The sequence below is a fragment of the Streptomyces sp. Da 82-17 genome, from assembly GCF_046098215.1.
Lineage (GTDB): Bacteria > Actinomycetota > Actinomycetes > Streptomycetales > Streptomycetaceae > Streptomyces.
Window position 1 is genome coordinate 1 of record NZ_JBJURH010000002.1, and the last position, 25597, is coordinate 25597.

At 71.2% G+C, this 25597-nt stretch carries 25 protein-coding genes and 1 pseudogene; 11 read left to right on the top strand and 15 right to left on the bottom strand.

What is annotated here, in order from left to right; all coding sequences use genetic code 11:
• Nucleotides 1–186 precede the first annotated feature (186 nt).
• Nucleotides 187–828 (bottom strand): DNA-3-methyladenine glycosylase, encoded by a 642-nt coding sequence (locus ACIDOF_RS02940; RefSeq protein ID WP_409004035.1) that lies wholly within the window; start codon nucleotides 826–828, stop codon nucleotides 187–189.
• 168 nt (nucleotides 829–996) lie between these two features.
• Between ACIDOF_RS02940 and ACIDOF_RS02945 the strand changes: the two genes are divergently transcribed.
• The 3 genes from ACIDOF_RS02945 to ACIDOF_RS02955 all read left to right on the top strand — a co-directional run bounded on the left by ACIDOF_RS02945 (nucleotide 997) and on the right by ACIDOF_RS02955 (nucleotide 3065).
• Nucleotides 997–1779, top strand: coding sequence for a sporulation protein (locus tag ACIDOF_RS02945; protein ID WP_409004036.1), 783 nt, complete (start codon nucleotides 997–999; stop codon nucleotides 1777–1779).
• A gap of 49 nt (nucleotides 1780–1828) precedes the next feature.
• Nucleotides 1829–2365: a YbhB/YbcL family Raf kinase inhibitor-like protein gene (locus ACIDOF_RS02950; protein WP_409004037.1), complete on the top strand. Its 537-nt coding sequence runs from the start codon at nucleotides 1829–1831 to the stop codon at nucleotides 2363–2365.
• Between the two features lie 190 nt (nucleotides 2366–2555).
• Complete coding sequence (locus ACIDOF_RS02955) at nucleotides 2556–3065, top strand: HNH endonuclease (protein ID WP_409004038.1); 510 nt, start codon at nucleotides 2556–2558, stop codon at nucleotides 3063–3065.
• A gap of 93 nt (nucleotides 3066–3158) precedes the next feature.
• On the opposite strand, the gene ACIDOF_RS02960 is transcribed toward ACIDOF_RS02955, so the two are convergent.
• The 3 genes from ACIDOF_RS02960 to ACIDOF_RS02970 all read right to left on the bottom strand — a co-directional run bounded on the left by ACIDOF_RS02960 (nucleotide 3159) and on the right by ACIDOF_RS02970 (nucleotide 5628).
• On the bottom strand, nucleotides 3159–4118 hold the full coding sequence (locus tag ACIDOF_RS02960; RefSeq protein ID WP_409004039.1) for an SPFH domain-containing protein: 960 nt from the start codon (nucleotides 4116–4118) through the stop codon (nucleotides 3159–3161).
• 163 nt (nucleotides 4119–4281) lie between these two features.
• Entirely contained in the window at nucleotides 4282–4710 is a 429-nt protein-coding gene (locus ACIDOF_RS02965; protein ID WP_409004040.1) for an NfeD family protein, read from the bottom strand.
• Nucleotides 4711–4830: 120 nt separating this feature from the next.
• Nucleotides 4831–5628, bottom strand: coding sequence for an ABC transporter ATP-binding protein (locus ACIDOF_RS02970; protein WP_409004041.1), 798 nt, complete (start codon nucleotides 5626–5628; stop codon nucleotides 4831–4833).
• Nucleotides 5629–5749: 121 nt separating this feature from the next.
• On the opposite strand from ACIDOF_RS02970, the gene ACIDOF_RS02975 reads away from it, so the two are divergent.
• Nucleotides 5750–6538, top strand: a complete 789-nt coding sequence (locus ACIDOF_RS02975; protein WP_409004042.1) for a hypothetical protein — start codon at nucleotides 5750–5752, stop codon at nucleotides 6536–6538.
• Between the two features lie 239 nt (nucleotides 6539–6777).
• Here the strand turns inward: ACIDOF_RS02975 and ACIDOF_RS02980 are convergent, their stop codons facing one another.
• From ACIDOF_RS02980 to ACIDOF_RS02990, 3 genes are all read right to left on the bottom strand, one after another.
• A complete protein-coding gene (locus tag ACIDOF_RS02980; RefSeq protein ID WP_409004043.1) occupies nucleotides 6778–7023 on the bottom strand; it encodes a chaplin in 246 nt (81 codons plus the stop codon).
• Nucleotides 7024–7193: 170 nt separating this feature from the next.
• Nucleotides 7194–7877, bottom strand: a complete 684-nt coding sequence (locus tag ACIDOF_RS02985) for a response regulator (RefSeq protein WP_409004044.1) — start codon at nucleotides 7875–7877, stop codon at nucleotides 7194–7196.
• Nucleotides 7870–9015 (bottom strand): GAF domain-containing sensor histidine kinase, encoded by a 1146-nt coding sequence (locus ACIDOF_RS02990; RefSeq protein WP_409004045.1) that lies wholly within the window; start codon nucleotides 9013–9015, stop codon nucleotides 7870–7872. The genes ACIDOF_RS02985 and ACIDOF_RS02990 overlap by 8 nt, the downstream gene beginning before the upstream one ends.
• A 219-nt stretch (nucleotides 9016–9234) precedes the next feature.
• On the opposite strand from ACIDOF_RS02990, the gene ACIDOF_RS02995 reads away from it, so the two are divergent.
• The 3 genes from ACIDOF_RS02995 (at nucleotide 9235) to ACIDOF_RS03005 (ending at nucleotide 12235) form a co-directional block, all read left to right on the top strand.
• The gene (locus ACIDOF_RS02995; RefSeq protein WP_409004046.1) at nucleotides 9235–10017 is read left to right on the top strand and encodes an SDR family NAD(P)-dependent oxidoreductase; all 783 of its coding nucleotides are present in this window, start codon (nucleotides 9235–9237) and stop codon (nucleotides 10015–10017) included.
• 83 nt (nucleotides 10018–10100) lie between these two features.
• Nucleotides 10101–11255 (top strand): S-adenosylmethionine:tRNA ribosyltransferase-isomerase, encoded by a 1155-nt coding sequence (locus ACIDOF_RS03000; protein WP_409004467.1) that lies wholly within the window; start codon nucleotides 10101–10103, stop codon nucleotides 11253–11255.
• Between the two features lie 299 nt (nucleotides 11256–11554).
• Entirely contained in the window at nucleotides 11555–12235 is a 681-nt protein-coding gene (locus ACIDOF_RS03005) for a transglycosylase SLT domain-containing protein (protein WP_409004047.1), read from the top strand.
• An 87-nt stretch (nucleotides 12236–12322) separates the two neighbouring features.
• Here the strand turns inward: ACIDOF_RS03005 and ACIDOF_RS03010 are convergent, their stop codons facing one another.
• Entirely contained in the window at nucleotides 12323–14965 is a 2643-nt protein-coding gene (locus ACIDOF_RS03010; protein WP_409004048.1) for an FHA domain-containing protein, read from the bottom strand.
• A 348-nt stretch (nucleotides 14966–15313) separates the two neighbouring features.
• On the opposite strand from ACIDOF_RS03010, the gene serB reads away from it, so the two are divergent.
• Nucleotides 15314–16531: a phosphoserine phosphatase SerB gene (gene serB, locus ACIDOF_RS03015; RefSeq protein WP_409004049.1), complete on the top strand. Its 1218-nt coding sequence runs from the start codon at nucleotides 15314–15316 to the stop codon at nucleotides 16529–16531.
• Nucleotides 16532–16654: 123 nt separating this feature from the next.
• On the opposite strand, the gene ACIDOF_RS03020 is transcribed toward serB, so the two are convergent.
• From ACIDOF_RS03020 to ACIDOF_RS03035, 4 genes and pseudogenes are all read right to left on the bottom strand, one after another.
• Complete coding sequence (locus ACIDOF_RS03020; RefSeq protein ID WP_409004050.1) at nucleotides 16655–17173, bottom strand: SixA phosphatase family protein; 519 nt, start codon at nucleotides 17171–17173, stop codon at nucleotides 16655–16657.
• 123 nt (nucleotides 17174–17296) lie between these two features.
• Nucleotides 17297–17509: a hypothetical protein gene (locus ACIDOF_RS03025; protein ID WP_409004051.1), complete on the bottom strand. Its 213-nt coding sequence runs from the start codon at nucleotides 17507–17509 to the stop codon at nucleotides 17297–17299.
• Between the two features lie 168 nt (nucleotides 17510–17677).
• On the bottom strand, nucleotides 17678–17794 hold the full coding sequence (locus ACIDOF_RS03030) for an SGM_5486 family transporter-associated protein (RefSeq protein ID WP_409004052.1): 117 nt from the start codon (nucleotides 17792–17794) through the stop codon (nucleotides 17678–17680).
• 89 nt (nucleotides 17795–17883) lie between these two features.
• A pseudogene (locus ACIDOF_RS03035) lies at nucleotides 17884–19258 on the bottom strand (CynX/NimT family MFS transporter).
• Between the two features lie 127 nt (nucleotides 19259–19385).
• On the opposite strand from ACIDOF_RS03035, the gene ACIDOF_RS03040 reads away from it, so the two are divergent.
• A complete protein-coding gene (locus tag ACIDOF_RS03040) occupies nucleotides 19386–20120 on the top strand; it encodes a FadR/GntR family transcriptional regulator (protein WP_409004053.1) in 735 nt (244 codons plus the stop codon).
• 90 nt (nucleotides 20121–20210) lie between these two features.
• Here the strand turns inward: ACIDOF_RS03040 and ACIDOF_RS03045 are convergent, their stop codons facing one another.
• The 3 genes from ACIDOF_RS03045 to fabG all read right to left on the bottom strand — a co-directional run bounded on the left by ACIDOF_RS03045 (nucleotide 20211) and on the right by fabG (nucleotide 22333).
• Entirely contained in the window at nucleotides 20211–20588 is a 378-nt protein-coding gene (locus tag ACIDOF_RS03045) for a hypothetical protein (RefSeq protein ID WP_409004054.1), read from the bottom strand.
• Nucleotides 20589–20846: 258 nt separating this feature from the next.
• Complete coding sequence (gene fabI / locus ACIDOF_RS03050) at nucleotides 20847–21623, bottom strand: enoyl-ACP reductase FabI (RefSeq protein ID WP_409004055.1); 777 nt, start codon at nucleotides 21621–21623, stop codon at nucleotides 20847–20849.
• Nucleotides 21624–21628: 5 nt separating this feature from the next.
• The gene (gene fabG, locus ACIDOF_RS03055; protein WP_409004056.1) at nucleotides 21629–22333 is read right to left on the bottom strand and encodes a 3-oxoacyl-[acyl-carrier-protein] reductase; all 705 of its coding nucleotides are present in this window, start codon (nucleotides 22331–22333) and stop codon (nucleotides 21629–21631) included.
• Between the two features lie 205 nt (nucleotides 22334–22538).
• Here fabG and ACIDOF_RS03060 point away from each other — a divergent pair, with 205 nt between their 5' ends.
• Together ACIDOF_RS03060 and ACIDOF_RS03065 are read left to right on the top strand one after the other, a co-directional pair.
• Nucleotides 22539–24062: a TldD/PmbA family protein gene (locus ACIDOF_RS03060; protein WP_409004057.1), complete on the top strand. Its 1524-nt coding sequence runs from the start codon at nucleotides 22539–22541 to the stop codon at nucleotides 24060–24062.
• Nucleotides 24059–25474 carry a metallopeptidase TldD-related protein gene (locus ACIDOF_RS03065; RefSeq protein WP_409004058.1) on the top strand — a complete coding sequence of 472 codons (1416 nt, stop codon included), beginning with the start codon at nucleotides 24059–24061 and terminating at the stop codon, nucleotides 25472–25474. The genes ACIDOF_RS03060 and ACIDOF_RS03065 overlap by 4 nt, the downstream gene beginning before the upstream one ends.
• The last annotated feature ends 123 nt before the right edge of the window (nucleotides 25475–25597 follow it).

The window sequence follows — 25597 nt, forward strand, 5'->3', positions numbered from 1 at the left end:
CTCGAACTCTAGTGGATTTCCCTCGGCCGTTCAAAATCGGGCCGCGAATTCAATTCCGGGCATGCCGAAATTGACCCCGTTGAGGGAAGTTGCATAGAGAGAGTGGGTTGGCCTCTTCCGGCTGCTGTCGAAGGCAGTACCCGGTTCAAGAGGCTCGGGCTACATTACGGACCTGCCGGGCCGCCGTCAAGTCCTCCGGCGTCGGGGCTTGTGGGCGCGGTACGGGCTCACCGTCGGGTCGTCGGCGATCCAGAAGCGCCAGGGGTGAACGCCTCCCTCACCCGAGACTCCCGTACGCGGACCGTTGCGCACCTGGCCGGAGGAGACCGGCGTCCCGCCGAGGACTGTCAGCGGCGAGAGCGGGCCGGCGCAGACGTCCGTGCCGTCGAGGGCGCGGTCGATGTCCAGGGCCGTGGCCAGACGGGCGGGGCCTTTGGCGAGTTCCTTGTCGTTGCGGGCCGAATGGCGCCGGTGCCTGGTGAGCTCCGCGCCCTCGGTGATCTCGCCGGCGCGCAGCAGCACCGCACTGGCGAGGCCGTCCGGGCCGCACACCAGATTCATGCAGTGCCACATTCCGTAGGTGAAGTAGACGTACGCATGTCCGGGCGGGCCGAACATCACCGCGTTGCGGGCGGTGCGGCCGCGGTAGGCGTGGGAGCCCGGGTCCTTGTGGCCGTCGTAGGCCTCCACCTCGGTGAGACGCAGGTGGATCGGGCCGTCCGGGGTGCTGCGGACCAGGGTGCGGCCGAGCAGGTCGGGGGCGACTTCGAGGACGGGTCGGTCGAAGAAGTTCCTGGGCAGGGGCGTACGGTCAGGGGCCGCGATCATGCCGTACGAGCGTAGTGCAAGGGATGTGCACGCGCGGGTGGTCAGGGGAGGCGGCCCTTGTCAGGGTGAGGGGGCGGAACCGGCCACGGCTGGATTGCGTTTGTAGGGGTCGTAGGACCGTGGAGAACAGAGTTCACGTCCGCTGGGACGAGAGTGCGGGGAGAAGTCATGGCGTTCAAGAAGCTGCTGGCGAGCCTGGGTGCTGGTGGGGCTTCCGTGGAGACGGTGCTCACCGAGGTCAATGTGGTGCCCGGTGGTGTCGTGCAGGGTGAGGTGCGGATCCAGGGCGGGTCCGTGGAGCAGGAGATCGAGGGTCTTTCGGTCGGCCTGCAGGCGCGGGTCGAGGTCGAGGGCGGTGACCAGGAGACCAAGCAGGACATCGAGTTCACTCGGCAGCAGCTCGGCGGCGCGTTCCAGCTGCAGGCGAACCAGGTGTACTCGGTGCCGTTCGGGCTCGACATTCCGTGGGAGACGCCGGTCACGATGATCGACGGCACGGCGCTGCGCGGCATGAACATCGGTGTGACCACCGAGCTGGCGATCGCGCGTGCGGTGGACTCCGGCGACCTCGACCCGGTCAACGTGCACCCGCTGCCGGCGCAGCAGGCCATTCTCGACGCCTTCATCCGGCTCGGGTTCCGCTTCAAGAGCGCGGACATGGAGAAGGGGCACATTCGCGGTACGCGGCAGAAGCTGCCCTTCTACCAGGAGATCGAATTCCTGCCGCCGCAGCAGTACCGGGGCATCAACCAGGTCGAGTTGAGCTTCGTCGCCGACGACCGCGAGATGGACGTCGTCCTGGAGATGGACAAGAAGCCGGGGCTGTTCACCTCGGGCAGTGACTCGTACCGCGCGTTCAAGGTGGGTCTTGCGGACTTCCAGGGGACCGACTGGGCGGCGTACCTCAATCAGTGGCTGTCGGAGGTCGGAAGCAAGCGCAACTGGGCCTAGGGCCTAGGCTTTTGCGCAGCAGGCTCTACCGCTGGACCGGAGGTTTGACGTGACTGACAAGAGGCCGCCGCTTCCCCATGACTTCCTGCCGCAGGTGCCGTCGTTCACCGTGGTGAGCGATGACGTGGCGGCGGGTGAGGCGCTCGGGGACGGCCAGGTGCTGTCGGGTGGCAATGTCTCGCCGCAACTGCGGTGGGAGGGCTTCCCGGAGGGGACCAAGAGCTTCGCCGTGACGTGTTTCGACCCGGACGCGCCCACGGGGAGCGGGTTCTGGCACTGGGTGCTGTTCGACCTTCCGGTCACGGTCACGGAGCTTCCCGCCGGTGCGGGCAGCGGCAAGTTCGAGGGTCTTCCCGAGGGCGCCGTGCACGCGCGCAACGACTACGGGTCGAAGGAGTTCGGCGGCGCCGCTCCCCCGCCCGGGGACGGTTCGCACCGTTATGTGTTCACCGTGTACGCGGTGGACCAGGAGAAGTTGGGGCCGGACGCGGACGCCTCGCCGGCCGTCGTCGGTTTCAATCTGCGGTTCCACACGCTGGCCCGCGCGCAGCTCATCGGTGAGTACGAGGCGCCTGCCGAAGGCTGAGCGCGGAGGTCGCCTTACGGCGATTTCCGGCCGAAAGTCGATCGTTCACCGGCTGTTTGCCCGTCCTTGGTCATGGAAGTGATCAGGGGCGGGCATTTTTTATTCCGTTGTCCCATGCGGCGCACCCGGCCAGAGTTGATCCAAGTCCGCCGTGGGGTGGGCAGGTGCAACACGGGAGGGTGGGCGAAAAATGCGGGACACGCTGGTGCTGAACGCGAGCTTCGAGCCGCTGTCGACGGTGTCGCTGAACCGTGCCGTCGTGCTGGTGCTGCAGGACAAGGCCGTCGTCGAAGCCTCCCACCCCGAGCTGCGGATGCGTGCCGCCGCGGTGGACCTTCCGGTGCCCCGGGTGATCCGGCTGCTGAGGTTCGTACGGGTGCCGTTCCGAAGACAGGCCCCGTGGTCGAGGCGGGGTGTGCTGGTCCGGGACCGGCACAAGTGCGCGTACTGCGGACGTCGGGCGACGACGGTGGACCATGTCGTGCCGAAGTCGCAGGGCGGCGGCGACACGTGGCTGAACACGGTCGCCTCGTGCGCGCCGGACAACCACCGCAAGGCGAATCGCACGCCGGAGGAGGCCGGGATGCCGCTGCTCTTCGAGCCGTACGTCCCGACGCCCACGGACGCGATGCTGCTCGCGCTCGGCGCGGAGGGCCGGGCCGGGCTGCCGGAGTGGCTGCCGGAGCCCGCCGCGGCGTGAGCGTCGTACGTGATCCGCGTACTGCGAGCGTGGTCCGTGTATGCGGAAGGCCCGCCTCCTTCATCGGGAGGCGGGCCCTCGTACGTACAACTGTCAGTCGAGCGGGGGCTGTTCGCGGCGCTCGGGGCTGAGGGACTTGGCCGGGGCGGGGACGGTCGGGGTGCTCGAACCGCCGCCCATGGCACCGAAGTTGCCCATGGCGCCGGAGAGGCCCTTGAGGGCGTCGCCGATCTCGCTGGGGACGATCCAGAGCTTGTTGGCGTCGCCTTCGGCGATCTTCGGGAGCATCTGGAGGTACTGGTACGAGAGCAGCTTCTGGTCCGGGTCGCCGGCGTGGATCGCCTCGAAGACCGTGCGGACGGCCTGGGCCTCGCCCTCCGCGCGCAGGGCGGCGGCCTTGGCCTCACCTTCGGCCTTGAGGATCGCGGACTGCTTCTCGCCCTCCGCGGTGAGGATCGCGGACTGGCGGATGCCCTCCGCGGTGAGGATCGCGGCGCGCTTGTCGCGGTCGGCGCGCATCTGCTTCTCCATCGAGTCCTGGATGGAGGTCGGCGGCTCGATCGCCTTGAGCTCGACGCGGTTGACGCGGATGCCCCACTTGCCGGTGGCCTCGTCGAGGACTCCGCGGAGCGCGGCGTTGATCTCCTCGCGGGAGGTGAGGGTCCGCTCGAGGTCCATGCCGCCGATGATGTTGCGCAGGGTGGTGACGGTGAGCTGCTCGATCGCCTGGATGTAGCTGGCCACTTCGTACGTCGCGGCGCGGGCGTCGGTCACCTGGTAGTAGATGACCGTGTCGATGTTGACGACCAGGTTGTCCTGGGTGATCACCGGCTGCGGCGGGAACGGGACGACCTGTTCGCGGAGGTCGATGCGGTTGCGGACCGAGTCGATGAACGGGACGACAATGTTGAGTCCCGCGTTGAGCGTGCGGGTGTAGCGCCCGAAGCGTTCGACGATGGCGGCGCTCGCCTGCGGAATCACCTGGATCGTCTTGATCAGGGCGATGAAGACGAGCACCACCAGGATGACGAGGACGATGATGATCGGTTCCATCGGTGTTCCCCCGAGCCCTTCTTGCCGGCGTGACAATCGGAAAGATCTTGGTGGTCGAGTCTGTCAGACCGCTGCGGTGCGCGGGGGACGTTCGCTCAGTTCGCGCCAATCAACGGCGCCGATGTCCGCCGCGTCGCCGTCGGTTGACGGCCCGTCGGCCCCGTCACATCACGATCGCCGTCGCTCCGTCGATCTCGACGACGTCGACCTGCTGCCCGGCCTCGAAGGACTGCGTGGAGTCGAGGGCGCGGGCCGACCAGACCTCGCCGGCGAGTTTGATGCGGCCGCCGCGGGCGTCGACCCGCTCCAGGACCTCGGCCTGCCTGCCCTTCAACGCCTCGACTCCGGAGGCGACTTGGGGCTGCTGCGAGCGGTGCCGGGCGGCGATGGGGCGTACGACCGCGATGAGGGCGACCGACACGACGACGAAGACCACCACCTGCAGGACGATGCCGCCGCCGAGGGCGGCCGTCACGGCGCCGGCGACGGCGCCCACCGCGAACATCCCGAACTCCGGCATGGCCGTCAGAACGAGAGGAATACCGAGGCCGACCGCCGCGATCAGCCACCACACCCATGCGTCGATGTCCACGTGGTCATCGTAGGCGCGGAGGTGGGCTCGGGGACAGGGTGCCTTCGGCCCCTCGCCCGCGTACGAAACGGCACGGCCGAAGCAGTGCCGTGCCGTGCCGCCGTGCCGCCGCGCTCCGGGTCAGCTGAGCGGGAGGCCCTGGGCCGTCCAGCGGTCGCCGTTCTGCTCGACGACCAGGGGCAGGCCGAAGCAGCGGGAGAGGTTGCGGGAGGTGAGCTCGAGCTCGATGGGGCCGGCGGCGAGGACCTTGCCCTGGCGGATCATCAGGACGTGGGTGAAGCCGGGGGCGATCTCCTCGACGTGGTGCGTGACCATCAGCATCGAGGGGGCGATCGGGTCGCGGGCGAGGCGGCCGAGGCGGCGAACGAGGTCCTCGCGGCCGCCGAGGTCGAGGCCCGCGGCGGGCTCGTCGAGCAGGAGGAGCTCGGGGTCGGCCATGAGGGCGCGGGCGATGAGGGTGCGCTTGCGCTCGCCCTCGGAGAGGGTGCCGAAGTTCCGGTCGACGTAGTCCGTCATGCCGAGGCGGTCGAGGAAGGCGCGGGCGCGCTGCTCGTCCACTTCCTCGTAGTCCTCGTTCCAGGTGGCGGTCATGCCGTACGCCGCGGTGAGGACGGTCTGCAGGACGGTCTGGCGCTTCGGGAGCTTGTCGGCGAGCGCGATGCCGGCGACGCCGATGCGCGGGCGGAGCTCGAACACGTCCGTGCCGGGCTTGCCGAGGGTCTCGCCGAGGACGGTGGCGGTGCCCGTCGTCGGGAAGAGGTAGCTGGACGCGACGTTCAACAGCGTTGTCTTGCCCGCGCCGTTGGGGCCGAGGATGACCCAGCGCTCGCCTTCCTTGACGGACCAGGAGACCTGGTCCACCAGGGCCCGGCCCTCGCGGACCACGGATACGTCCACCAGCTCCAGAACATCGCTCATGAGCGCGTTGTCTCCCATTGCAGTCTCGTCTCGCTTGCGTCTGTGGACGCAGCCCCCGGCATAAAACCTACGCCACCGGTCGGACACTCCCGTCGCCAGTGGGGTCCTTAGGCTGGTGTCCATGCTCACGGAACCACGCTCGGGCCTGCTGGCCTCTTGGGGAAATGCCCTTATTGCGGGACTTGTCTCGCCGGACGAGGCGGTGCTCGCCGTCGTCGGGGAGGACGCGGTGCACCGGGTGGAGGGGCTGCCGGGCGAGTCCGCGCCGGTCGGCCTGACCCTCGCGCTCGGCCGGCTGCGCGCGCTCGGGGCAACGGGGCTGCGGGTGGCGCTGCCCGCGCCGGGGCATCCGCTCGGGCTCAGCGGCCCGCCGGAGTTCAACGCGCGCGCCCTGGAGGCGGAGGAGGCGGTCGTCTGCCACGGGGTCGCGCTGGGGCTCGTCCCCGAGGTGTACAAGGCGGGGCCCGAAGGTGACGTGCACGTCGAGGTGGTGTGGCACTGCCTGCCGGTGCGCGAGGCGCCGCCGGCCGACGTGCCGTCGCTCGGCGAGGCGGAGCGGGAGCTGGCGGAGGCGCTGCGGGAGGCGACGCAGATCCTGTCGCGCCTGGACGTCGCCGGCTCGGGCCCGGTCGCCGAGGCGGCGGTCGACGCGTACCGGGCGCGCGCCGAACGCGGCCGCGAGGTCCTGGCCCCGGGCTATCCGCCGCGTGCGGTACGGGTGTTGGAGCTGGCCCAGCGGGTGGCGCTGCTGATCTCGGTGGCGTACGAGAACGGGCACGGCGGGGCGGTGAGCGCCTCGGAGATGGCGGCGCGGCACGAGGCGCTGCGCCCGGTGGAGCGGACCGCGCGGCGCGCGCAGGTGGCGGCGTACAACGCGTTCGTGGAGGAGCGGGAGCGCGGGGTGCGTTGAGCCCTTGCGGGCGCGCGGAGTCGAGGGAGGGGCGCACGGGTGTGCGGTCGGGCGGGCGTGCGCTCGCGCGGGCGTCCGGTCGGACGCGCGTGCCGACGGATGCGTCCCGTCGGTCGGTGCGCCGGCCGGTTGCCGCAGTCGGGGCCGCACGAGATCGCGTACGGGCGTACGCATGCCTACGGCCCTCCAGGCGGGCGTGCCTGGAGGGCCGTGAGACGGCAACTGCCCTGGGGCGTACGTCAGTTGTTGACGGCGACGTTCCCGAAGGCCGGGTTGAGCAGGCCGATGACGTTCACGGTGTTGCCCGAGACGTTCACCGGGACGTGGACCGGGACCTGGACCACGTTGCCGGAGCCGACGCCCGGGGAGTTCACGGCCGCGCCCGAGGCGTCCGCGCCGGTGGTGGCGGAGGCCATGCCGGTGGAGACGGCGAGCAGGCCGCCGGCCATCATCGTCACGGCAGCGGCCTTCTTGAGGTTCTTCACTTCTGGGACCTTTCCTGCGGAAGCTGCGGCCAGCCGCCGCAGCACGCACTGGTGAACGTCCGAGCCCGCGCGAGGTTGCGCCGTTCGGGCGACAAACACCCGACGGTATGAATCTCGGACCGGAACGCGACGCTCCTGGACGGGAGTTGACGCGCCGTCTGGCCGGTCGCTCAGCCGTTCACCCCGTGCCGTACCGCCCAGAGGGCAGCCTGGGTGCGGTCCGCGAGGTCGAGCTTCATCAGGATGTTGGAGACGTGCGTCTTGACGGTCTTCTCGGACAGCACGAGGGCGCGGGCGATCTCGCGGTTGGAGCGGCCGTCGGCGATCAGGGCGAGGACCTCCCGCTCGCGTTCGGTGAGCGTGCCGCCTCTGCCCTGCGCGCCGCCCGACTCGTCCTGGGAGAGCAGGGCGCCGGCCACCTCGGGCTGCAGCAGGACATGGCCCGCGTGCACGGAACGGATGGCTCCGGCTAGGGCGTCGGGGTCCACGTCCTTGTAGACGTAACCGGCGGCTCCCGCGCGGAGGGCCGGGACGACCGTGCGCTGCTCGGTGAAGCTGGTGACGATCAACACCTTGGCGGGGTTGGCCAGTTCACGGAGTTTGCGCAGCGCCTCGACGCCGTCCATGCCGGGCATCTTCACGTCCATCAGGACGACGTCCGGACGCAGCTCTTCCGTACGGGCCACGCCCTCGGCGCCGTCGGAGGCCTCGCCGACCACCTCGATGTCGTCCTGGACCTCCAGGAACGTGCGCAGGCCGCGGCGGACCACCTGGTGGTCGTCGACCAGGAGCACTCTGATGGTGCGGCCGCCCGACGCCGACGCGCGCGCCTCGGAGCGTTGTTCTTCAGCCACCGGGGACCTCCATAGTGATCGTGGTGCCCTTGCCGGGCGCCGATTCCACGGTCAGGCGGCCGCCCACACCGCTCGCCCGGTGCTTCATGGAGACCAGGCCGAGGTGGCGTCCCGCGTGCCGCACCGCGCGGGTGTCGAATCCGCTGCCGTCGTCGGTGATGCTCAACTCGGCGCCCTGGCCGCGCTTTTCGAGGACGACCGTCACACGCGCGGCGCCGGAGTGGCGCAGTGCATTGTGCAGCGCCTCCTGGGCGACGCGCAGCATCGCCTCCTCCTGTGCGGCGGGCAGGGCGCGCACTCCGGCGCAGTCGAAGGTGACGTGCGCGGAGTGGGCGCGGTCCAGGACCTGGATCTGCGTACGCAGCGTGGCGACGAGGCCGTCCTCGTCGAGGGCCGCGGGGCGCAACTCCACGACCGCGGCGCGCAGTTCGTCGGCCGCCTCCGCGGCGAGCGCGGCCACCTGCTGCAGTTCGCCCTTGGCGCGGCCGGGGTCGCGGTCGACGAGGGCGGCGGCGGCCTGTGCGGTGAGGCGCAGCGAGAACAGCTTCTGGCTCACGGCGTCGTGCAGTTCGTGGGCTAGGCGGGAGCGCTCCTCGGCGATGGTCAGCTCGCGGCTGCGTTCGTAGAGGCGGGCGTTGGTCAGGGCGAGCGCGGCGTGCTGGGCGAAGATGCCGAGGAGTTGCTCGTCCTCCTCCGTGAATCCGCAACTGCCCTGCGGTTTGGGGCACTTCTTGTTGGCGAGGAAGAGGGCGCCCAGGACTTCGTCGCCGTCCCGGATGGGCAGGCCCAGGAAGTCGGACATCTCGGGGTGGGCGGTCGGCCAGCCCTCGAAGCGGGGGTCGTCGCGGACGTCGGCCAGGCGCTCCGCGTGGGCGCCGTGCAGCATCGAGGCGAGGATGCCGTGCTGGCGCGGCAGCGGACCGATGGCCTTCCACTGCTCCTCGCTGACGCCGTCGACGACGAACTGGGCGAAGCCGCCGTGGTCGTCGGGCACGCCGAGCGCCGCGTACTCCGCGTTCAGGAGTTCGCGGGCGGAGACGACGATCGTCTTGAGGACGTCGCGCACTTCGAGGTGCCTGCTCATGGCGAGGAGCGCGGAGCTCACCGCGAGCAGGCCTGATCGGGGACCGTCGGTCATGGCCTCACCGTACCGGCGGGCTCTGACAGGCGGATCGGCCGCGCGACGGCGCGGACCTGCGACCCGAGGCCTAGGCCGAAGGCCCCTTGGGCCCGGGGCCTAGTCCGAAGGCCCCGGCGCAGAGCGGTCCGGCGGCTCAGGCCCGGGGGCGGGCGGATTCCTAGGTTGAGATTCCGGAGCCGCCCGGCCGGGGCGGCCGGATCCGAGGGGATGGGCGAGATGCCGGTAGCGATCGTGACAGGGGCTTCGAAGGGGTTGGGGCGTGCGCTGGCCACGGCGTTGGCGGCCCGCGGCTGGGACCTCGTCCTCGACGCGCGGTCCGCGGGGCCGCTGGCGGACACCGCGCGTGAGCTGGAAAAGGGGCCCGCGGAGCAGGAGCTCCCGGAGCAGGAGCGCCCGGAGCAGGAGCGCCCGGAGAGCGGGCACGCGAAGAAGCGGCACGCGCGCGTGCGGGCGGTTTCCGGGGACGTGACGGACGCCGCGCACCGCTCCGCGCTGGTGGCGGCGGCGCGGGACCTCGGCGGGCTCGACCTGCTGGTGCACAACGCGAGCGCGCTGGGCGCCGAACCGCTCGTACGCCTGGAGGAGTTGCCGCTCGACGGGCTGCGGCAGGCGCTGGAGACGAATGTGGTGGCGGCGCTGGGGCTGGTCCGGGAGGCGCTGCCGCTGCTGCGGGAGTCGGCGGGCGCGGTGCTCGCGGTGAGCTCGGACGCGGCGGTCGAGGCGTACGAGACGTGGGGCGGGTACGGCGCTTCCAAGGCGGCGCTCGACCATCTGTCCGCGGTGCTCGCGGTCGAGGAGCCGGGGCTGCGGGTGTGGGCCGTCGATCCGGGCGACATGCGGACGGAGCTCTACCGGGCGGCGGTGCCGTCCGACGACGACTCCGGGCGGCCGCTGCCCGAGTCGGTGGTCCCGGCGTTCCTGCGGCTCCTCGACGAGCGGCCGGCGAGCGGGCGGTACGTGGCTTCGGAGCTGGGCGCGGAACAGGGGGCGGAGCTGTGAGGGACGTGCGGGACGGGCAGGAGGTGCGGGGCGTACCGGGCGTGCCGGGTACGGGCGGCGGGCTCGCTCCGGTCGTCGAAGGGCTGCGGGTGCCGGAGGAGCTGTCCGCGCGGGTGCCGGTGGAGCAGCGGCGGCCGGGCGCGGGGCGGGACGGGGTGCGGCTGCTCGTCTCGTACGGGCGGGCCGTGTCGCACCACGCGTTCGTCGATCTGCCGAAGCTGCTGCGGGCCGGGGACCTGCTCGTCGTCAACACCTCGCCGACGCTGCCGGCCGCCGTGGACGGAACGCTCACCGCGGACGGCACGGAGAACGACCGGCACGCGCGCGTAGTGGTGCATTTCTCGACGCGGGGCGACGACGGGCGCTGGGCCGTCGAGCTGCGCGACCCCGACGGATCGGGCACCACGCGCGCGCGTGCGGGCGGACCAAGTGGGGCGCGGGTGGTGCTCCCCGGCGGCTGGTCCCTCGTACTGGAGGAGCCGCTGAGCGGGCGGAGTGCGCGGCTCTGGTGGGCGCGGGTGCACGCGCCTGCGCCGGACCGGAGGCGGACGCCCGGGCCTGTGCCCGATCCGGGGTGGGCGTTTGGGCCTGTGCCGGAGCTGTTGCGGGCGCACGGGCGGCCCATCCGTTACGCCTACACGGAGCGGGATCAGCCGCTGTCCGCGTACCAGACGGTGTTCGCGCTGCCGTCGCCCGGCGGGGCGGGGTCGGCGGAGATGCCGAGTGCGGGGCGGCCGTTCACGGACCGGCTGGTGGCGGAGGCGGTGAGCCGGGGCGTGCAGTTCGCGCCGGTCACGCTGCACACCGGGGTCGCGTCGGCGGAGGCGCACGAGCCGCCGTACCCGGAGCGCTTCGCCGTGCCGGCGGCCTCGGCGCGGCTGATCAACGCGGCGCGGGCCGGGGGCGGCCGGGTCGTCGCGGTCGGTACGACGGCGGTGCGGGCCGTCGAGTCGGCGGCGGACGCGGCGGGCGTGGTGCGGGCGGCGGCCGGGTGGACGGATCTCGTGGTCACGCCGGAGCGCGGGGTGCGGGTGGTCGACGGGGTGCTCACCGGCCTGCACGAGCCGACGGCCTCCCATCTCTCGATGCTGGCGGCGATCGCCGGAAAAGACGCTGTGGCCAGCGGTTATACGGAAGCCGTAGATCGTCTCTACCTGTGGCACGAGTTCGGGGACAGTCATCTGCTACTCAAGAACGAGAACAGTCACCGTATGAATTGCTACGGCAACGACGGGTGAGACTGTTACAGGGCCGATGTGAGGCCGCGCATAGGGCGCACGTCACGTACGAAGCGCCCTAGTTGTCCGATTGGACGCCTCACATCCGGGAAGAAACGGGCACGACAGGCATGTCGGAGGACCCTGATCCACTAAGCGGGATCGTACGTCACACCTTTGCTTCGAAATTTTGCGGCCGCTAAGAATTGCTCTCGTCGCTCGGCGCCGTGGGCTTACGAACCACGGCGTTTTTGCCGGAGTCCCTGTCACCGGCGTCGGAAAAGCGAGCGATCTCCGCTATTTCGAAGAGGTCCTTTCGCATGTCCCAGCAGAACACCCTTGGCCTTTCCCTGACCAAGCGCCAGAAGATCACGATCGCCGGTGTCGCCACGCTCGGCGCCGCTGCCCTCGCGTTCTCGTTCGTGCCGGGCAACGACCAGAGCGCCCAGGCCGCCGAGGTCCCCGCCGCCGCCCCGGTCGCCTTCCACGCGAACACCAAGACGATCCAGGAAGGCGTCGCCAAGCAGCAGACCGCCTACGCGGGCATCGCCAAGGCCGCCGAGACCGCCGCGCAGCAGAAGGCCGCCGCCGAGGCCAAGGCCAAGGCCGACGAGAAGGCCAAGCAGGAGCGTGAGGCCAAGGCCCGCGCCGCCCGCGACGCCGCTCGCAAGCCGGTCTACGCCAACAACCTGGACGGCTGGATCAAGGAGTCCCTCGCCATCATGAAGAAGGAAGGGATCCCGGGCACCTACGAAGGCCTGCACCGCAACATCATGCGTGAGTCTTCCGGCAACCCGCGCGCCATCAACAACTGGGACATCAACGCCCAGAACGGCGTCCCCTCCAAGGGCCTGCTCCAGGTCATCAAGCCCACCTTCGACGCGTACCACGTCAAGGGCACCAAGCACGACCAGTACGACCCCGTCGCCAACATCGTCGCCGCGGCCAACTACGCCGCCGACCGTTACGGCTCGATGGACAACGTCAACAGCGCCTACTGAGCAGCTGCGGACCACCGATAGCGCAAAGGGCGGCACCCCCACGGGGTGCCGCCCTTCGGCGTGCGTACGGGCTGCGTACGCGAAGTGCTACTTGCGCATGACCTCCGGCTCGTGGCGGCGCAGGAAGCGGGCCACGAGGAAGCCGCAGAGGACGCCGAGCGCGATCAGCGCGCCCATGTCGAGGAGCCAGGAGGCGACCTCGTGGTCCCAGAGGGGGTCCGTGCTGGACGGGTCGTCGGTGTTCGGGTTGATGTTGTTGAAGTCCAGGGTCGCGCCGGCGGCGGCGACGGCCCAGCGGGACGGCATCAGGTACGAGAACTGGTTGACGCCGACCGTGCCGTGCAGGATGAACAGGCAGCCGGTGAAGACGACCTGGACGATCGCGAACATCACGAGCAGCGGCATGGTCTTCTCGGCGGTCTTCACCAGCGAGGAGATGACCAGGCCGAACATCATCGCGGTGAAGCCGAGCGCCATGATCGGCAGCGACAGCTCCAGGAGCACGGAGCCGCCGAGGATCAGGCCCTCCTCGGGCAGCTCACGGCTGGCGAAGCCGATCGCGCCGACCATCAGGCCCTGCAGCACGGTGATGGTGCCGAGCACGATGACCTTCGACATCAGGTACGCCGAGCGGGACAGGCCGGTGGCGCGCTCCCGTTCGTAGATGACGCGTTCCTTGATCAGCTCGCGGACCGAGTTGGCGGCGCCCGCGAAGCACGCGCCGACCGCGAGGATCAGCAGGACCGTGGTGGCCGTGCCGTTCGGGACGTGCATGCCTGTCACCGGGTTCACCTTCTCGTTGACGAGAAGGCCCTTGTCCGGGTCGATCAGGAGGCTGACCGCGCCGAGCACGGCCGGCAGGATCACCGTCAGCGCCAGGAAGCCCTTGTCGGACGCGATGACGGAGACGTACCGCCGGATCAGGGTGAAGAGCTGTGAGCCCCAGCCCTGCGGTTTCGGCGGGCGCATCATCGCCTGCGGCTGCTGCATGTACTGCTGCTGGGGCTGCTGCGGGGCGGCGGCGTCGATGTCCGCGGCGTACATCTGGTAGTGCTGCGAGCCCTTCCAGCGGCCCGCCCAGTCGTAGTCGCGGTAGTTCTCGAACGCGGAGAAGACGTCGGCCCACGTGCTGTAGCCGAAGAAGTTCAGCGCCTCGTCCGGCGGGCCGAAGTACGCCACCGAGCCGCCGGGCGCCATCACCAGGAGCTTGTCGCAGATCGCCAGCTCGGCCACGGAGTGGGTGACGACGAGGACCGTGCGGCCGTCGTCGGCGAGGCCGCGGAGCAGCTGCATGACGTCCCGGTCCATGCCCGGGTCGAGGCCCGACGTGGGCTCGTCCAGGAAGATCAGGGACGGCTTGGTGAGCAGCTCGAGGGCGACCGAGACGCGCTTGCGCTGACCGCCCGACAGGGACGTGACCTTCTTGTCCTTGTGGATGTCGAGCTTCAGCTCGCGCAGGACCTCGTCGATGCGCTGCTCGCGCTCCTGCTCGCTGGTGTCCGCGGGGAAGCGGAGCTTGGCGGCGTACTTGAGGGCCTTCTTGACGGACAGCTCCTTGTGCAGGATGTCGTCCTGCGGAACGAGTCCGATGCGCTGCCGCAGCTCGGCGAACTGCTTGTAGAGGTTCCGGTTGTCGTAGAGGACCTCGCCCTGGTTGGCGGGGCGGTAGCCGGTGAGCGCCTTGAGGAGCGTCGACTTTCCGGAGCCGGAGGGGCCGATGACGGCGATCAGGGACTTCTCCGGTACGCCGAAGGAGACGTCCTTGAGGATCTGCTTGCCGCCGTCGACGGTGACCGTGAGGTGGCGGGCCGAGAAGGAGACCTCGCCGGTGTCGACGAACTCCTCCAGGCGCCCGTCGACCAGGCGGAACGTGGAGTGGCCGACGCCGACGATGTCGTTCGGCCCGATCTGCGCGGAGCCGGACTTCGGCAGCGGCTGGCCGTTGACGTACGTGCCGTTGTGCGAGCCGAGGTCGCGGATCTCGAAGCGGCCGTCGGGCGTCGCGTGGAACTCGGCGTGGTGGCGGGAGACCTGCAGGTCGGAGACGACCAGCTCGTTCTCCAGGGCGCGGCCGATGCGCATGACGTGGCCGAGCGCCACCTGGTGGAACGAGGTGGGGCTGCGGTCGCCGCCGTGCGCCGAGGGTGCGCCCGCGCCGGCGGGGGGCTGCTGCGCGAACTGCTGGCCGGGGGCCTGCTGACCGGGGCCCTGCTGCGGCGGCACCTGCGCCTGCCCGGCGCCGGGCTGCTGCGGCCAGGCCTGCTGCTGGGCCTGCGGGGCCTGCGCCTGCGGGGCCTGCGCCTGCGGGGCCTGCGCCTGCGGGGCCTGCTGCCAGCCGGGGCCGCCGTGGTCGAACGCCGGGCCGGGCGGCGCCTGGGCCGGGTACCCGTGCTGGGGCTGCTGCTGCGCGGGAACGGCCTGCTGGGCGGCCGGAGCGGAGGCGGCCGTGAGGTTCAGGCACGGTCCGTCGGTCGCGTTGCCGAGGTGGACGGCGGTGCCGGGGCCGATCTCGAGGTGCTGGATCCGGTGCCCCTGCACGAACGTGCCGTTGGTGCTGCCGTGGTCCTCGATGACCCAGTTCCGGCCACCCCAGCTGATGGTGGCGTGCCGCCAGGAGACCCGGGCGTCGTCGATCACCACGTCGCCGCCCGGATCGCGTCCGACGGCGTACGACCTGGACACATCAAGCGTCCAGGTCTGTCCATTCAATTCCAGTACGAGTTCCGGCACTCCAGCCCCACTACGTAGTCCCCCGAGCTAGCCCCCGTCTTGGGGAGTCTAGGGATGTCGAACATCGTGGGGAACTATTCCAGGCTCGGCCCGCTGACCGAAAGTCGGGCCTGTGGATAGCCGCCCACGCCCCTTGCGGCGCCCGGCCGTTGAGGTCCGCAAACCCTGCCATACAGCGAGAATCAGCCACCAGTACGTATGGATCGTGAGGGATCAGGACATACGCGTACGGCTCGGAAAACCTCCCGTGTCACGGGCGCCCGCGCAGGCCGTCGGGGCCCGCGGCGTTGTCCGTAAGCCGGGACGGCCGGGCACGTGGCACCCGGTGCCGGATACCGTGGGAGCACCATGAGCGCATCGCAGCCACCCCACACCGCCGACGTCCCCACCCTCCTCGTCAAGATCTTCGGCAAGGACCGGCCGGGCATCACCGCCGGGCTCTTCGACACCCTCGCCGCCTTCTCCGTAGACGTGATCGACCTGGAGCAGGTCGTCACGCGTGGCCGGATCGTGCTGTGCGCGCTGGTCACCGCTCCGGCTCCCGGGATGGAGGGCGAGCTGCGGTCCACGGTGCACAGCTGGGCCGACTCCCTGAAGATGCAGGCCGAGATCATCTCCGGCATCGGCGACAACCGGCCGCGCGGCGAGGGCCGTTCGCATGTGACGGTGCTCGGGCACCCGCTGACCGCGGAGTCGACGGCGGCCATAGCGGCCACGATCACGGACACCGGCGGCAACATCGACCGCATCTTCCGGCTCGCGAAGTACCCGGTCACGGCGGTGGAGTTCGCGGTGTCCGGCACGGAGACCGAACCGCTGCGGACGGCCCTCGCCATAGAGGCCGCCAAGCAGGGCGTGGACGTCGCGGTGGTCTCGGCGGGCCTGCACCGCAGGGCGCAGCGCCTGGTCGTGATGGACGTCGACTCGACGCTCATCCAGGACGAGGTCATCGAGCTGTTCGCGGCGCACGCGGGCTGTGAGGACAAGGTCGCCGAGGTGACGGCGGCGGCGATGCGCGGCGAGCTGGACTTCGAGCAGTCGCTGCACGCGCGCGTGGCGCTGCTCGAAGGGCTCGACGCGTCGGTGGTGGACAAGGTGCGTACGGAGGTCAGGCTGACGCCCGGCGCCCGCACCCTGATCCGTACGCTGAAGCGCCTCGGCTTCCAAGTGGGCGTCGTCTCGGGCGGGTTCACGCAGGTCACGGACGATCTGAAGGAGCGGCTCGGGCTCGACTTCGCGCAGGCCAACACGCTGGAGATCGTCGACGGCAAGCTGACCGGCAGGGTCACCGGGGAGATCGTGGACCGCGCGGGCAAGGCGCGGCTGCTGCGCCGGTTCGCTGCGGAGGCCGGCGTCCCGCTGGAGCAGACGGTGGCGATCGGCGACGGCGCGAACGACCTGGACATGCTGAACGCGGCGGGCCTCGGCGTCGCCTTCAACGCGAAGCCGGTGGTGCGCGAGGCGGCGCACACGGCGGTGAACGTGCCGTTCCTGGACACCGTCCTGTATCTGCTCGGCGTGCCCCGCGAAGAGGTCGAGCTGGCGGACACGCACGCGGAGGACTGACCTCGCTCCTGCTGCGGGTGGGAGCACGGCGGAAGGGCCCGGCACGGGGTGCGTGCCGGGCCCTTCCTTCCTTCGCTTCCCCTGTGCCTGCTTCGGCCTGAACGGGCCGTGTGCGGGCGGGAGTTACTCGTGCGGCGTCCAGTAGTCGATCAGCGTCGCCACGCCGGGCTCCAGGCCCTTCCAGGATCCGGAGTACGACAGCGTGGCCATCGCGGAGGTCGGGAAGCCGCGCCGGGACATGCGCGCCAGGGCGTCGCCCTCGGACGAGCCGGCGAGCACCTCGGCGAGGCCCTGCACTCCGGGGTTGTGGCCGATCAGGATGATGTCGGAGTAGTCGTCCTGCACTTCGTTCAGCACGGCGATGAGCTCACCGGGCGAGGCTTCGTACACGCGCTCTTCGTAGACGGTCTTCGGGCGGCGCGGCAGCTCCTGGACGGCGAGCTTCCAGGTCTCGCGAGTCCGGGTGGCGGTCGAGCAGACGGCCAGGTCGAAGTCGATGCCGGACTCGGCCAGCCTGCGGCCGACCACCGGGGCGTCCGTGCGGCCGCGATCGGCGAGCGGCCGCTCGTGGTCGGACACCTGGGGCCAGTCGGCCTTCGCATGCCGGAGGAGGACAATCCTGCGGGGTGTATCGACGCTCATGCGTCCCAGCTTCGCACGAAACGCGCCGTCGGGCGCAGGTAGTTGACATGCTCCGCACGCACGGGTGACCGGGGGCTGAAGGGGAGCGGAACATCGCCGGTCGCCTCGGTTCGGACCCTCCGGTCAGAACGGCAGCGCCTGTCTCAGCTGTGCCAGTACGTGCAGGAAGCCCGGGCCCGCGCCGTCGGTCGCGGCGTGGGCGTCGGCGGGGTCGAGCGCGAGGCAGAACAGGACGGCGAACGCGAGGGCGGGGAGCACGAGCGCCCACCACGGCAGCGCGGACGCGCTCCGGCCACGTCGCCGCGGGGTGACTCGGGTGTGCGTACGGGCCGACATGGTGCTCGCCTCCGCGGTTCGGGTGCTGTGCGCCGCTCCTTCGCGGCACACCCATGAACCTACGGACTCGGACAGGCCCGGCCCATCAGGTGATCCACCCACTTACCCCTGATACCCGTCCCCTAGGGGACGCGGGACCACCCCAGGGCGCCGCCCGCGGCACCGCGCTCAGGGTGAGGCGATGGAGGCGACGACGCCGATGACGACGGTGATGGCCAGCATCGCGCCGAGCACGATGAGCAACTTCTTCTGGCCGTTCTGCGGGTTCGGTTCCAGGACGGGCATGCCGCCAAGTCTCGCACCCTTTGCCCGGTCTGCTCACGGCGGGGGCGGTGAGCTGCGCCGCACCGGGCACGGCTCGGGCACGCAGACGATCAGGCGCTCTTCGCCGCGGAACCCTCGGAACCCGCGGAACCCCCCGCACCCGCCCGCTCGGCCAGCTCCGCCTCGACCGTGCGGTTGCGGCCCGCGAGGATGCCGACGGCGATCTGCGGGACCATCAGGCCCGCCATGAGTCCGATCGGCAGGCCCCAGCCGCCGCTGTGCTGGTAGAGCACGCCGACGAGCAGCGGTCCCGGGATGGACAGCAGGTAGCCGGTGCTCTGCGCGAACGCCGACAGTTTCGCGACGCCCGCACCCGTGCCCGCACGCATGCCGACCATGGTGAGCGCCAGCGGGAACGAGCAGTTGGAGACGCCGAGCAGCAGCGCCCACGCCCACGCGCCGGCGGCCGGGGCGAGGAACAGGCCCGCGTACCCGACGAGTCCGCAGGCGCCGAGGGCGACCGCGATCGGGCCCTGGTTGCGCAGCCGCCCGGCCACGCGCGGGATCACGAAGGCGAGCGGAACGCCCATCGCCATGGTCACGGCGAGCAGCACGCCCGCGGTGGAGGCCGGAACGCCCGCGTCCCGGAAGATCTGCGGCATCCAGCCCATCGTGATGTACGCGCCGGTGGCCTGGAGCCCGAAGTAGACGGCGAGCGCCCAGGCGGTACGGCTGCGGGTGATGGGCAGCGCCGGGGCCGTCTTGCCCTGCTCCGCGGCGGCAGCGGCCTCGGCCTGGGCCCCGGCGGACTCCCCCGCCGGCTTGGCCGCGCCCCGTTCCCGTACGCGGCAGCCAGGGCAGGACGGCAGCGGCGGCGACCACGGCCCAGAGACCGAGCCCGGTCTGCCACTCGCCGCCGAGCGCGCTGGTCAGCGGGACGGTGGCGGCGGCCGCGAGGGACGTGCCGAGGGAGAGGGCCATCGAGTACAGGCCGGTCATGGTGGCGACCCGGTCCGGGAACCAGCGCTTCACGATGACCGGCATCAGGATGTTGCTGACCGCGATGCCCATCAGGGCGAGGGCGCTGGCGGCGAGGAAGCCGGGCGTGCCGCCCGCGAAGGGGCGGACGGCGAGGCCGAGCGCGATCGCGGCCATACCGGCGCAGACCACGGCGGCCGGGCCGAAGCGGCGGGCGAGCTTCGGAGCCATCACGCCGAACACGGCGAAGCACAGCGGCGGCACGGAGGTCAGCACGCCGGCGACGCTGCCGCTCATGCCGAGGCCGTCCCGCACCTCTTCGAGGAGGGCGCCGAGGCTGGTGATCGCGGGGCGCAGGTTGAGCGCCGCGAGGACCAGGCCGACGGCGACCAGCCGCAGGGTCCACGCGCGCGTGGCGGGCGGTTCGGTCGCGGTGCGCGGGTCCGCCGTACGCGGTGGGGCCTGGGTCGTCGTCTGGGTTTCCTCACGTGGCATGAGAGCCATCATAGAATGATGGGATGAATGCTCGCTGCACCCCCTCCCGGTTCCGGGTCCGGGACGCCGCGCCCCTTAAGATCCCGGCGACGCCCGCCGAGCTCCCGGCGCTGCCCGCCCGCCTTCCGAAGGAAGCACCATGCCCCTGACGTCACCCCGGCGCTCCGCACTGGCCGACCAGGTCATCACCGAGCTGCGGAACCAGATCACGTCGGGCGAGTGGCCGGTGGGCAGCCGGATCCCCACCGAGCCCGAGCTGGTCGAGCAGCTCGGCGTCGCCCGCAACACGGTCCGCGAGGCCGTACGGGCGCTCGCGCACAACGGTCTGCTCGACATCCGGCAGGGCTCCGGCACCTATGTGGCCGCCACCAGTGAGCTGGCCGGAGTGATGCACCGCAGGTTCGCCGACGCCGACCCGAAGCACATCGCCGAGCTGCGCTCCACGCTCGAGTCGACCGCCGCGAAGCTCGCTGCCGAGCGCCGCACGGAACGCGAGCTCAAGCAGCTGGACGCCCTCCTGGAGCGCCGCGAGCAGGCCTGGCAGGAGCGGGACCGGGACGCGTTCATCGAGGCGGACGCGACGTTCCACCTGGCCGTCGTCTCGGCCGGGCACAACGAGGTCCTGACCGAGCTGTACGCGGACCTCGGTGAGGTGCTGCGCGCCTGGCTGCGGGACGACGTGGGCGAGCAGCTGACCCCCGAGAACAACATGGACCACGTACGGCTCGTCGACGCGATCCGCGCGGGCGACGCCGAGACGGCCGCCGCCGAGGCCGCGGGCTACCCGTTCCTGTGCCGCACGGACAAGTTCAGCGGCGATCCGGACCAGGACGGGAACGGGGACAGGAAGGCAACCGGCAGCACGCGCGCGTAGAGCCGGTTTTCACGGCCCGGGTCCGCAGCGGGTCGAGTCCGCAGCGGCCCGCGTCCGCAGCGCGGCGGGTCCGCGGCGGGGCGGCGCCGGTCAGCGCACATGGCTGACCCACACCGCGTCGATCTCCTTCCAGCACCGCCCCGCGAGCCGCACCGTCATCGCCGGTCCGGCCGTCACACGCGCGGTGTCGGTGTCGATGTCCCACCAGCGGCGGCACTCGATGTGCAGGGCGACCCGGTCGGCCTCGGGGTACGGGTTGTGGCAGTACGCGACCACCTGCGAGCCGGACCGCTGCGTACGGCACTTGGCGCCGAACGGCCGCTGCGGCTGCGCCGACGGGCCGGAAGCCGAAGCTGAAGCGGGTCGTGACGCGGGCTGCGAGACCGCCTCCGTCGGGAGCGCCACCGGCAGGGAGACCAGAAGGGCGAGACCTGCGAGCGCCGAGGGGAAGGGGCGGGGTCTGCGCACCGGAAGGACCTCCTCGGCCGTACTACGACAAGTCACTCGGGCTGCCGTGGCTGCACCACAAGGGGGAGAGCGGTCACGAGTCCCGGCCGGGTCGCGGTCCGCGAACTCGACTTCCAGAGTGCGCACTTCGGGCCGTCGGCGCCCGGCCGGCGGGGCCGAACGGGCGACGCCCCGCCTCCCGCACGGGGCGGGGGGCGGGGCGTCGTCCTCGTACGAACCGGCGAACGAACCGGTCGTACGGAAGGAGTGCGGGAGGGATCAGGCGCCGATGGCGTGCAGGCCGCCGTCGACGTGGACGATCTCGCCGGTGGTCTTCGGGAACCAGTCCGAGAGCAGGGCGACGATGGCCTTGCCGGTCGGCTCCGGGTCGGTGAGCTCCCAGTTCAGCGGGGAGCGGGTGTCCCAGACCGAGGCCAGGTCGGAGAAGCCCGGGATGGACTTCGCGGCCATCGAGCCGAGCGGGCCCGCCGAGACCAGGTTGCAGCGGATGTTCTCGGGGCCGAGGTAGCGCGCCATGTAGCGGTTGGTCGCTTCCAGGGCGGCCTTGGCCGGGCCCATCCAGTCGTACTGCGGCCAGGCGAACTGCGCGTCGAAGGTCAGGCCGACCACCGAGCCGCCGTCGGTCATCAGCGGCTTCAGGGCCATGGTCAGCGACTTCAGCGAGTACGCCGAGACGTGCATGGCCGTCGACACCGACTCGAAGGGGGTGTCGAGGAAGTTGCCGCCCAGGGCGTCCTGCGGGGCGAAGCCGATGGAGTGCACGATGCCGTCGAGGCCGCCCAGCTCGGCGCGGACCTTGTCGGCGAGACCGGCCATGTGCTCGTCGTTGGTGACGTCGAGCTCGATGACCGTCGTCGGCTTCGGGAGCTTCTTCGCGATGCGCTCGGTCAGCGTCGGCCGGGGCCAGGCGGTGAGGATGATCTCCGCGCCCTGCTCCTGGGCCAGCCTCGCGGCGTGGAAGGCGATGGAGGACTCCATCAGCACACCGGTGATGAGGATGCGCTTGCCCTCGAGGATTCCGCCAGTGTTAGTCATCGGTGTCAGTGCCCCATGCCCAATCCGCCGTCAACGGGGATGACGGCTCCAGTGATGTACGAAGCGTCGTCCGAGGCGAGGAACCGCACCGTCGCGGCGATCTCCTCGGGCTGCGCGTAACGGCCGAGCGGCACCTGGCCGACGATGTTCTGCCGCTGGTCGTCGGTGAGCGCCTTCGTCATGTCGGTGTCGACGAAGCCGGGCGCGACGACGTTGAAGGTGATGTTGCGCGAGCCGAGCTCACGGGCCAGGGAGCGCGCCATGCCGACGAGACCGGCCTTGGACGCCGCGTAGTTGGCCTGGCCGGCCGAGCCGAGCAGGCCGACCACCGAGGAGATCAGCACGACGCGGCCCTTCTTGGCGCGCAGCATGCCGCGGTTGGCCCGCTTGACGACACGGAAGGTGCCGGTGAGGTTGGTGTCGAGGACAGACGTGAAGTCCTCCTCGGACATGCGCATGAGGAGCTGGTCCTTGGTCACGCCGGCGTTGGCGACGAGGACCTCGACGGGACCGTGCTTCTCCTCGATCTCCTTGTAGGCCTGCTCCACCTGCTCGGCGTCGGTGATGTCGCACCGGACGGCCAGGAAGCCCTCCGGCGGCTCACCCGAGCGGTATGTGATCGCGACCTTGTCGCCGGCGTCGGCGAAAGCGCGGGCGATGGCGAGGCCGATGCCCCGGTTGCCTCCGGTGACGAGAACCGAGCGGCTCAACGGATCACCCTTTCCCTAGCAGTCTGGTACCCCAGCAAACTATCGGTAGCTTCCGCGATACGGAGAATCGAGCCCCGACAGCCCCTCGGATCACTGACTGTCGGGTCTCTACAGAACGACCTGGCGACCGTACGGGCCGCCGCGCCATGATCGGACACGTCCGGCCGCTGACCGGACACCCGACAGCAGCCGACAGGAGACATTCGTGGACCGTTCCATCGATGCAGCGTTCACGGCGCTGCCGCTGCGGGCGCTCGCCGACGCGGCGCTCGCCCGCGCCCGCGCCCTGGGCGCCGAGCACGCGGACTTCCGGCTCGAACGGGTGCGCAGCGCCGCCTGGCGGCTGCGCGACGCCAGACCGTCCGGCTCGTCGGACACCACGGACCTCGGGTACGCGGTGCGGGTCGTGCACGGCGGCAGCTGGGGTTTCGCCTCCGGCGTGGACCTGACGATGGACGCGGCGGCGAAGGTCGCGTCCCAGGCCGTGGCGATGGCGAAGCTCTCCGCGCGGGTGATCGCCGCCGCGGGCTCCGACGAGCGCGTGGAGCTGGCCGACGAGCCGGTGCACGCCGACAAGACGTGGATCTCGGCGTACGAGATCAACCCCTTCGACGTAGCGGCCGAGGAGAAGTCCGGGCTGCTCGCCGACTGGAGTGCGCGGCTGCTCGCGGCGGACGGGGTGGCGCATGTGGACGCCTCGCTGCTCACGGTGCAGGAGAACAAGTTCTACGCGGACACGGCCGGCACCGTCACCACCCAGCAGCGGGTCCGGCTGCACCCGGAGTTCACCGCGGTCGCCGTGGACGAGCGGAGCGGCGAGTTCGACTCGATGCGCACGATCGCCCCGCCGGTCGGACGCGGCTGGGAGTACCTGACGGGCGACGTGTGGGACTGGGACGCGGAGCTGGCGCAGATCCCGGGCTTCCTCGCCGAGAAGATGCGCGCGCCGAGCGTCGAGCCGGGGTCGTACGACCTGGTGGTGGACCCGTCCAACCTGTGGCTGACGATCCACGAATCGATCGGCCACGCAACGGAGTTGGACCGCGCGCTCGGCTACGAGGCGGCGTACGCGGGCACCTCGTTCGCGACGTTCGACCAGCTCGGCAAGCTCAAGTACGGCTCCGAGATCATGAACGTCACGGGCGACCGCACCGCCGAGCACGGGCTCGCGACGATCGGGTACGACGACGAGGGCGTGGCCGGGCAGTCCTGGGACCTGGTCAAGGAGGGCACGCTCGTCGGGTACCAGCTGGACCGGCGGATCGCGAAGCTCACCGGCTTCGAGCGGTCCAACGGCTGCGCGTACGCGGACTCCCCCGCGCATGTGCCCGTGCAGCGGATGGCGAACGTGTCGCTGCAGCCGGCGCCCGAGGGGCCGTCCACGGACGAGCTGATCGCCGGGGTCGACCGCGGGATCTACGTCATCGGCGACCGCTCGTGGTCCATCGACATGCAGCGGTACAACTTCCAGTTCACCGGCCAGCGCTTCTTCAAGATCGAGAACGGTCGCCTCGCGGGCCAGCTCCGCGACGTCGCGTACCAGGCGACAACCACCGACTTCTGGGGGTCGATGGCCGCGGTCGGCGGCCCCGAGACGTATGTGCTCGGCGGCGCCTTCAACTGCGGCAAGGCCCAGCCGGGCCAGGTCGCCGCGGTCTCCCACGGCTGCCCTTCGGCCCTCTTCCAGGGCGTCAACATCCTCAACACGACGCAGGAGGCGGGCCAGTGAGCTCCCGTACGAACCACTCCCGTACGCACTCGAACAAGCCGCACGAGATCGTCGAGCGCGCCCTCGAACTCTCCCGGGCCGACGGCTGTGTGGTGATCGCCGACGAGGAGTCGACGGCCAACCTCCGCTGGGCGGGCAACGCGCTGACCACGAACGGCGTGACCCGCGGCCGCACCCTCACCGTGATCGCCACGGTCGACGGCAAGGAGGGCACCGCGTCCGGGGTCGTCTCGCGCAGCGCGGTCACCGCGGGCGAGCTGGAGGAGATCGTGCGGGCCGCGGAGCAGGCGGCGCGCTCGGCCGGGCCCGCCGAGGACGCGCAGCCGCTGGTCTCCGGGGGCGCCGCCTCCGCCGACTTCACGGAGCCGCCCGCCGAAACCACCTCCGAGGTGTTCGCCGACTTCGCGCCCGCCCTCGGCGAGGCCTTCGCACGCGCGCGTGCGGGCGGACGCGAGCTGTACGGCTTCGCCAACCACGAGCTGACGTCCAGCTATCTCGGCACGTCGACGGGGCTGCGGCTGCGGCACGACCAGCCGAACGGCACGCTGGAGCTGAACGCCAAGTCCCCCGACCGCACCCGCTCGGCCTGGGCGGGCCGCTCGACCCGCGACTTCAAGGACGTCGACCCGGCGGCCCTGGACGCCGAGCTCGCCACCCGCCTCGGCTGGGCGGAACGCCGCGTCGAGCTGCCCGCGGGGCGGTACGAGACGCTGCTGCCGCCGAGCGCCGTGGCGGACCTGCTGATCTACCAGTACTGGTCGTCGGGCGCGCGGGACGCCGCCGAGGGGCGGACCGTCTTCTCCACGCCGGGCGGTGGCACCCGGATCGGCGAGAAACTGTCCGAGCTGCCGCTGACGCTGCGCAGCGACCCGGCCGAACCCGGCCTGGAATCCGCCCCGTTCGTGCTCGCGCACGCCTCCGGCGACGACGCGTCGGTGTTCGACAACGGGCTGCCGCTCGGCCCCACGGACTGGCTGCGCGACGGCGAGCTGACGCATCTGCTGAGCACCCGGCACAGCGCGGGCCTCACCGGCCTGCCGCTCGCGCCCGGCGTCGACAACCTGATCCTGGAGGGCGGCGGCGAGAAGTCCCTGGACGAGATGGTCGCGGCCACCGAACGCGGACTGCTCCTGACCTGCCTCTGGTACATCCGCGAGGTCGACCCGGCCACGCTTCTCCTGACCGGCCTCACCCGCGACGGCGTGTACCTGGTGGAGAACGGCGAGGTCGTCGGCGAGGTCAACAACTTCCGCTTCAACGAGTCCCCGGTCGGCGTCCTCGGCCGCGTCTCGGAGGCGGGGCGTACGGAGAAGACGCTGCCGCGCGAGTGGGGCGACTGGTTCACGCGGGCCGCGATGCCGGCGCTGCGGGTGCCGGACTTCAACATGAGCTCGGTCAGCAAGGGCGTGTGAGCCGCGCGGGCCGTCGGGCGGTGGGCGGTCGGGCCGAGGGCGGTCGGGCCGAGGGCAGTCGGGCCGACGGGGAGGGCGTGCTCGTCGCGGAGTGCGCCCTCCCCGCTCCCCCTGTCTTCCTCT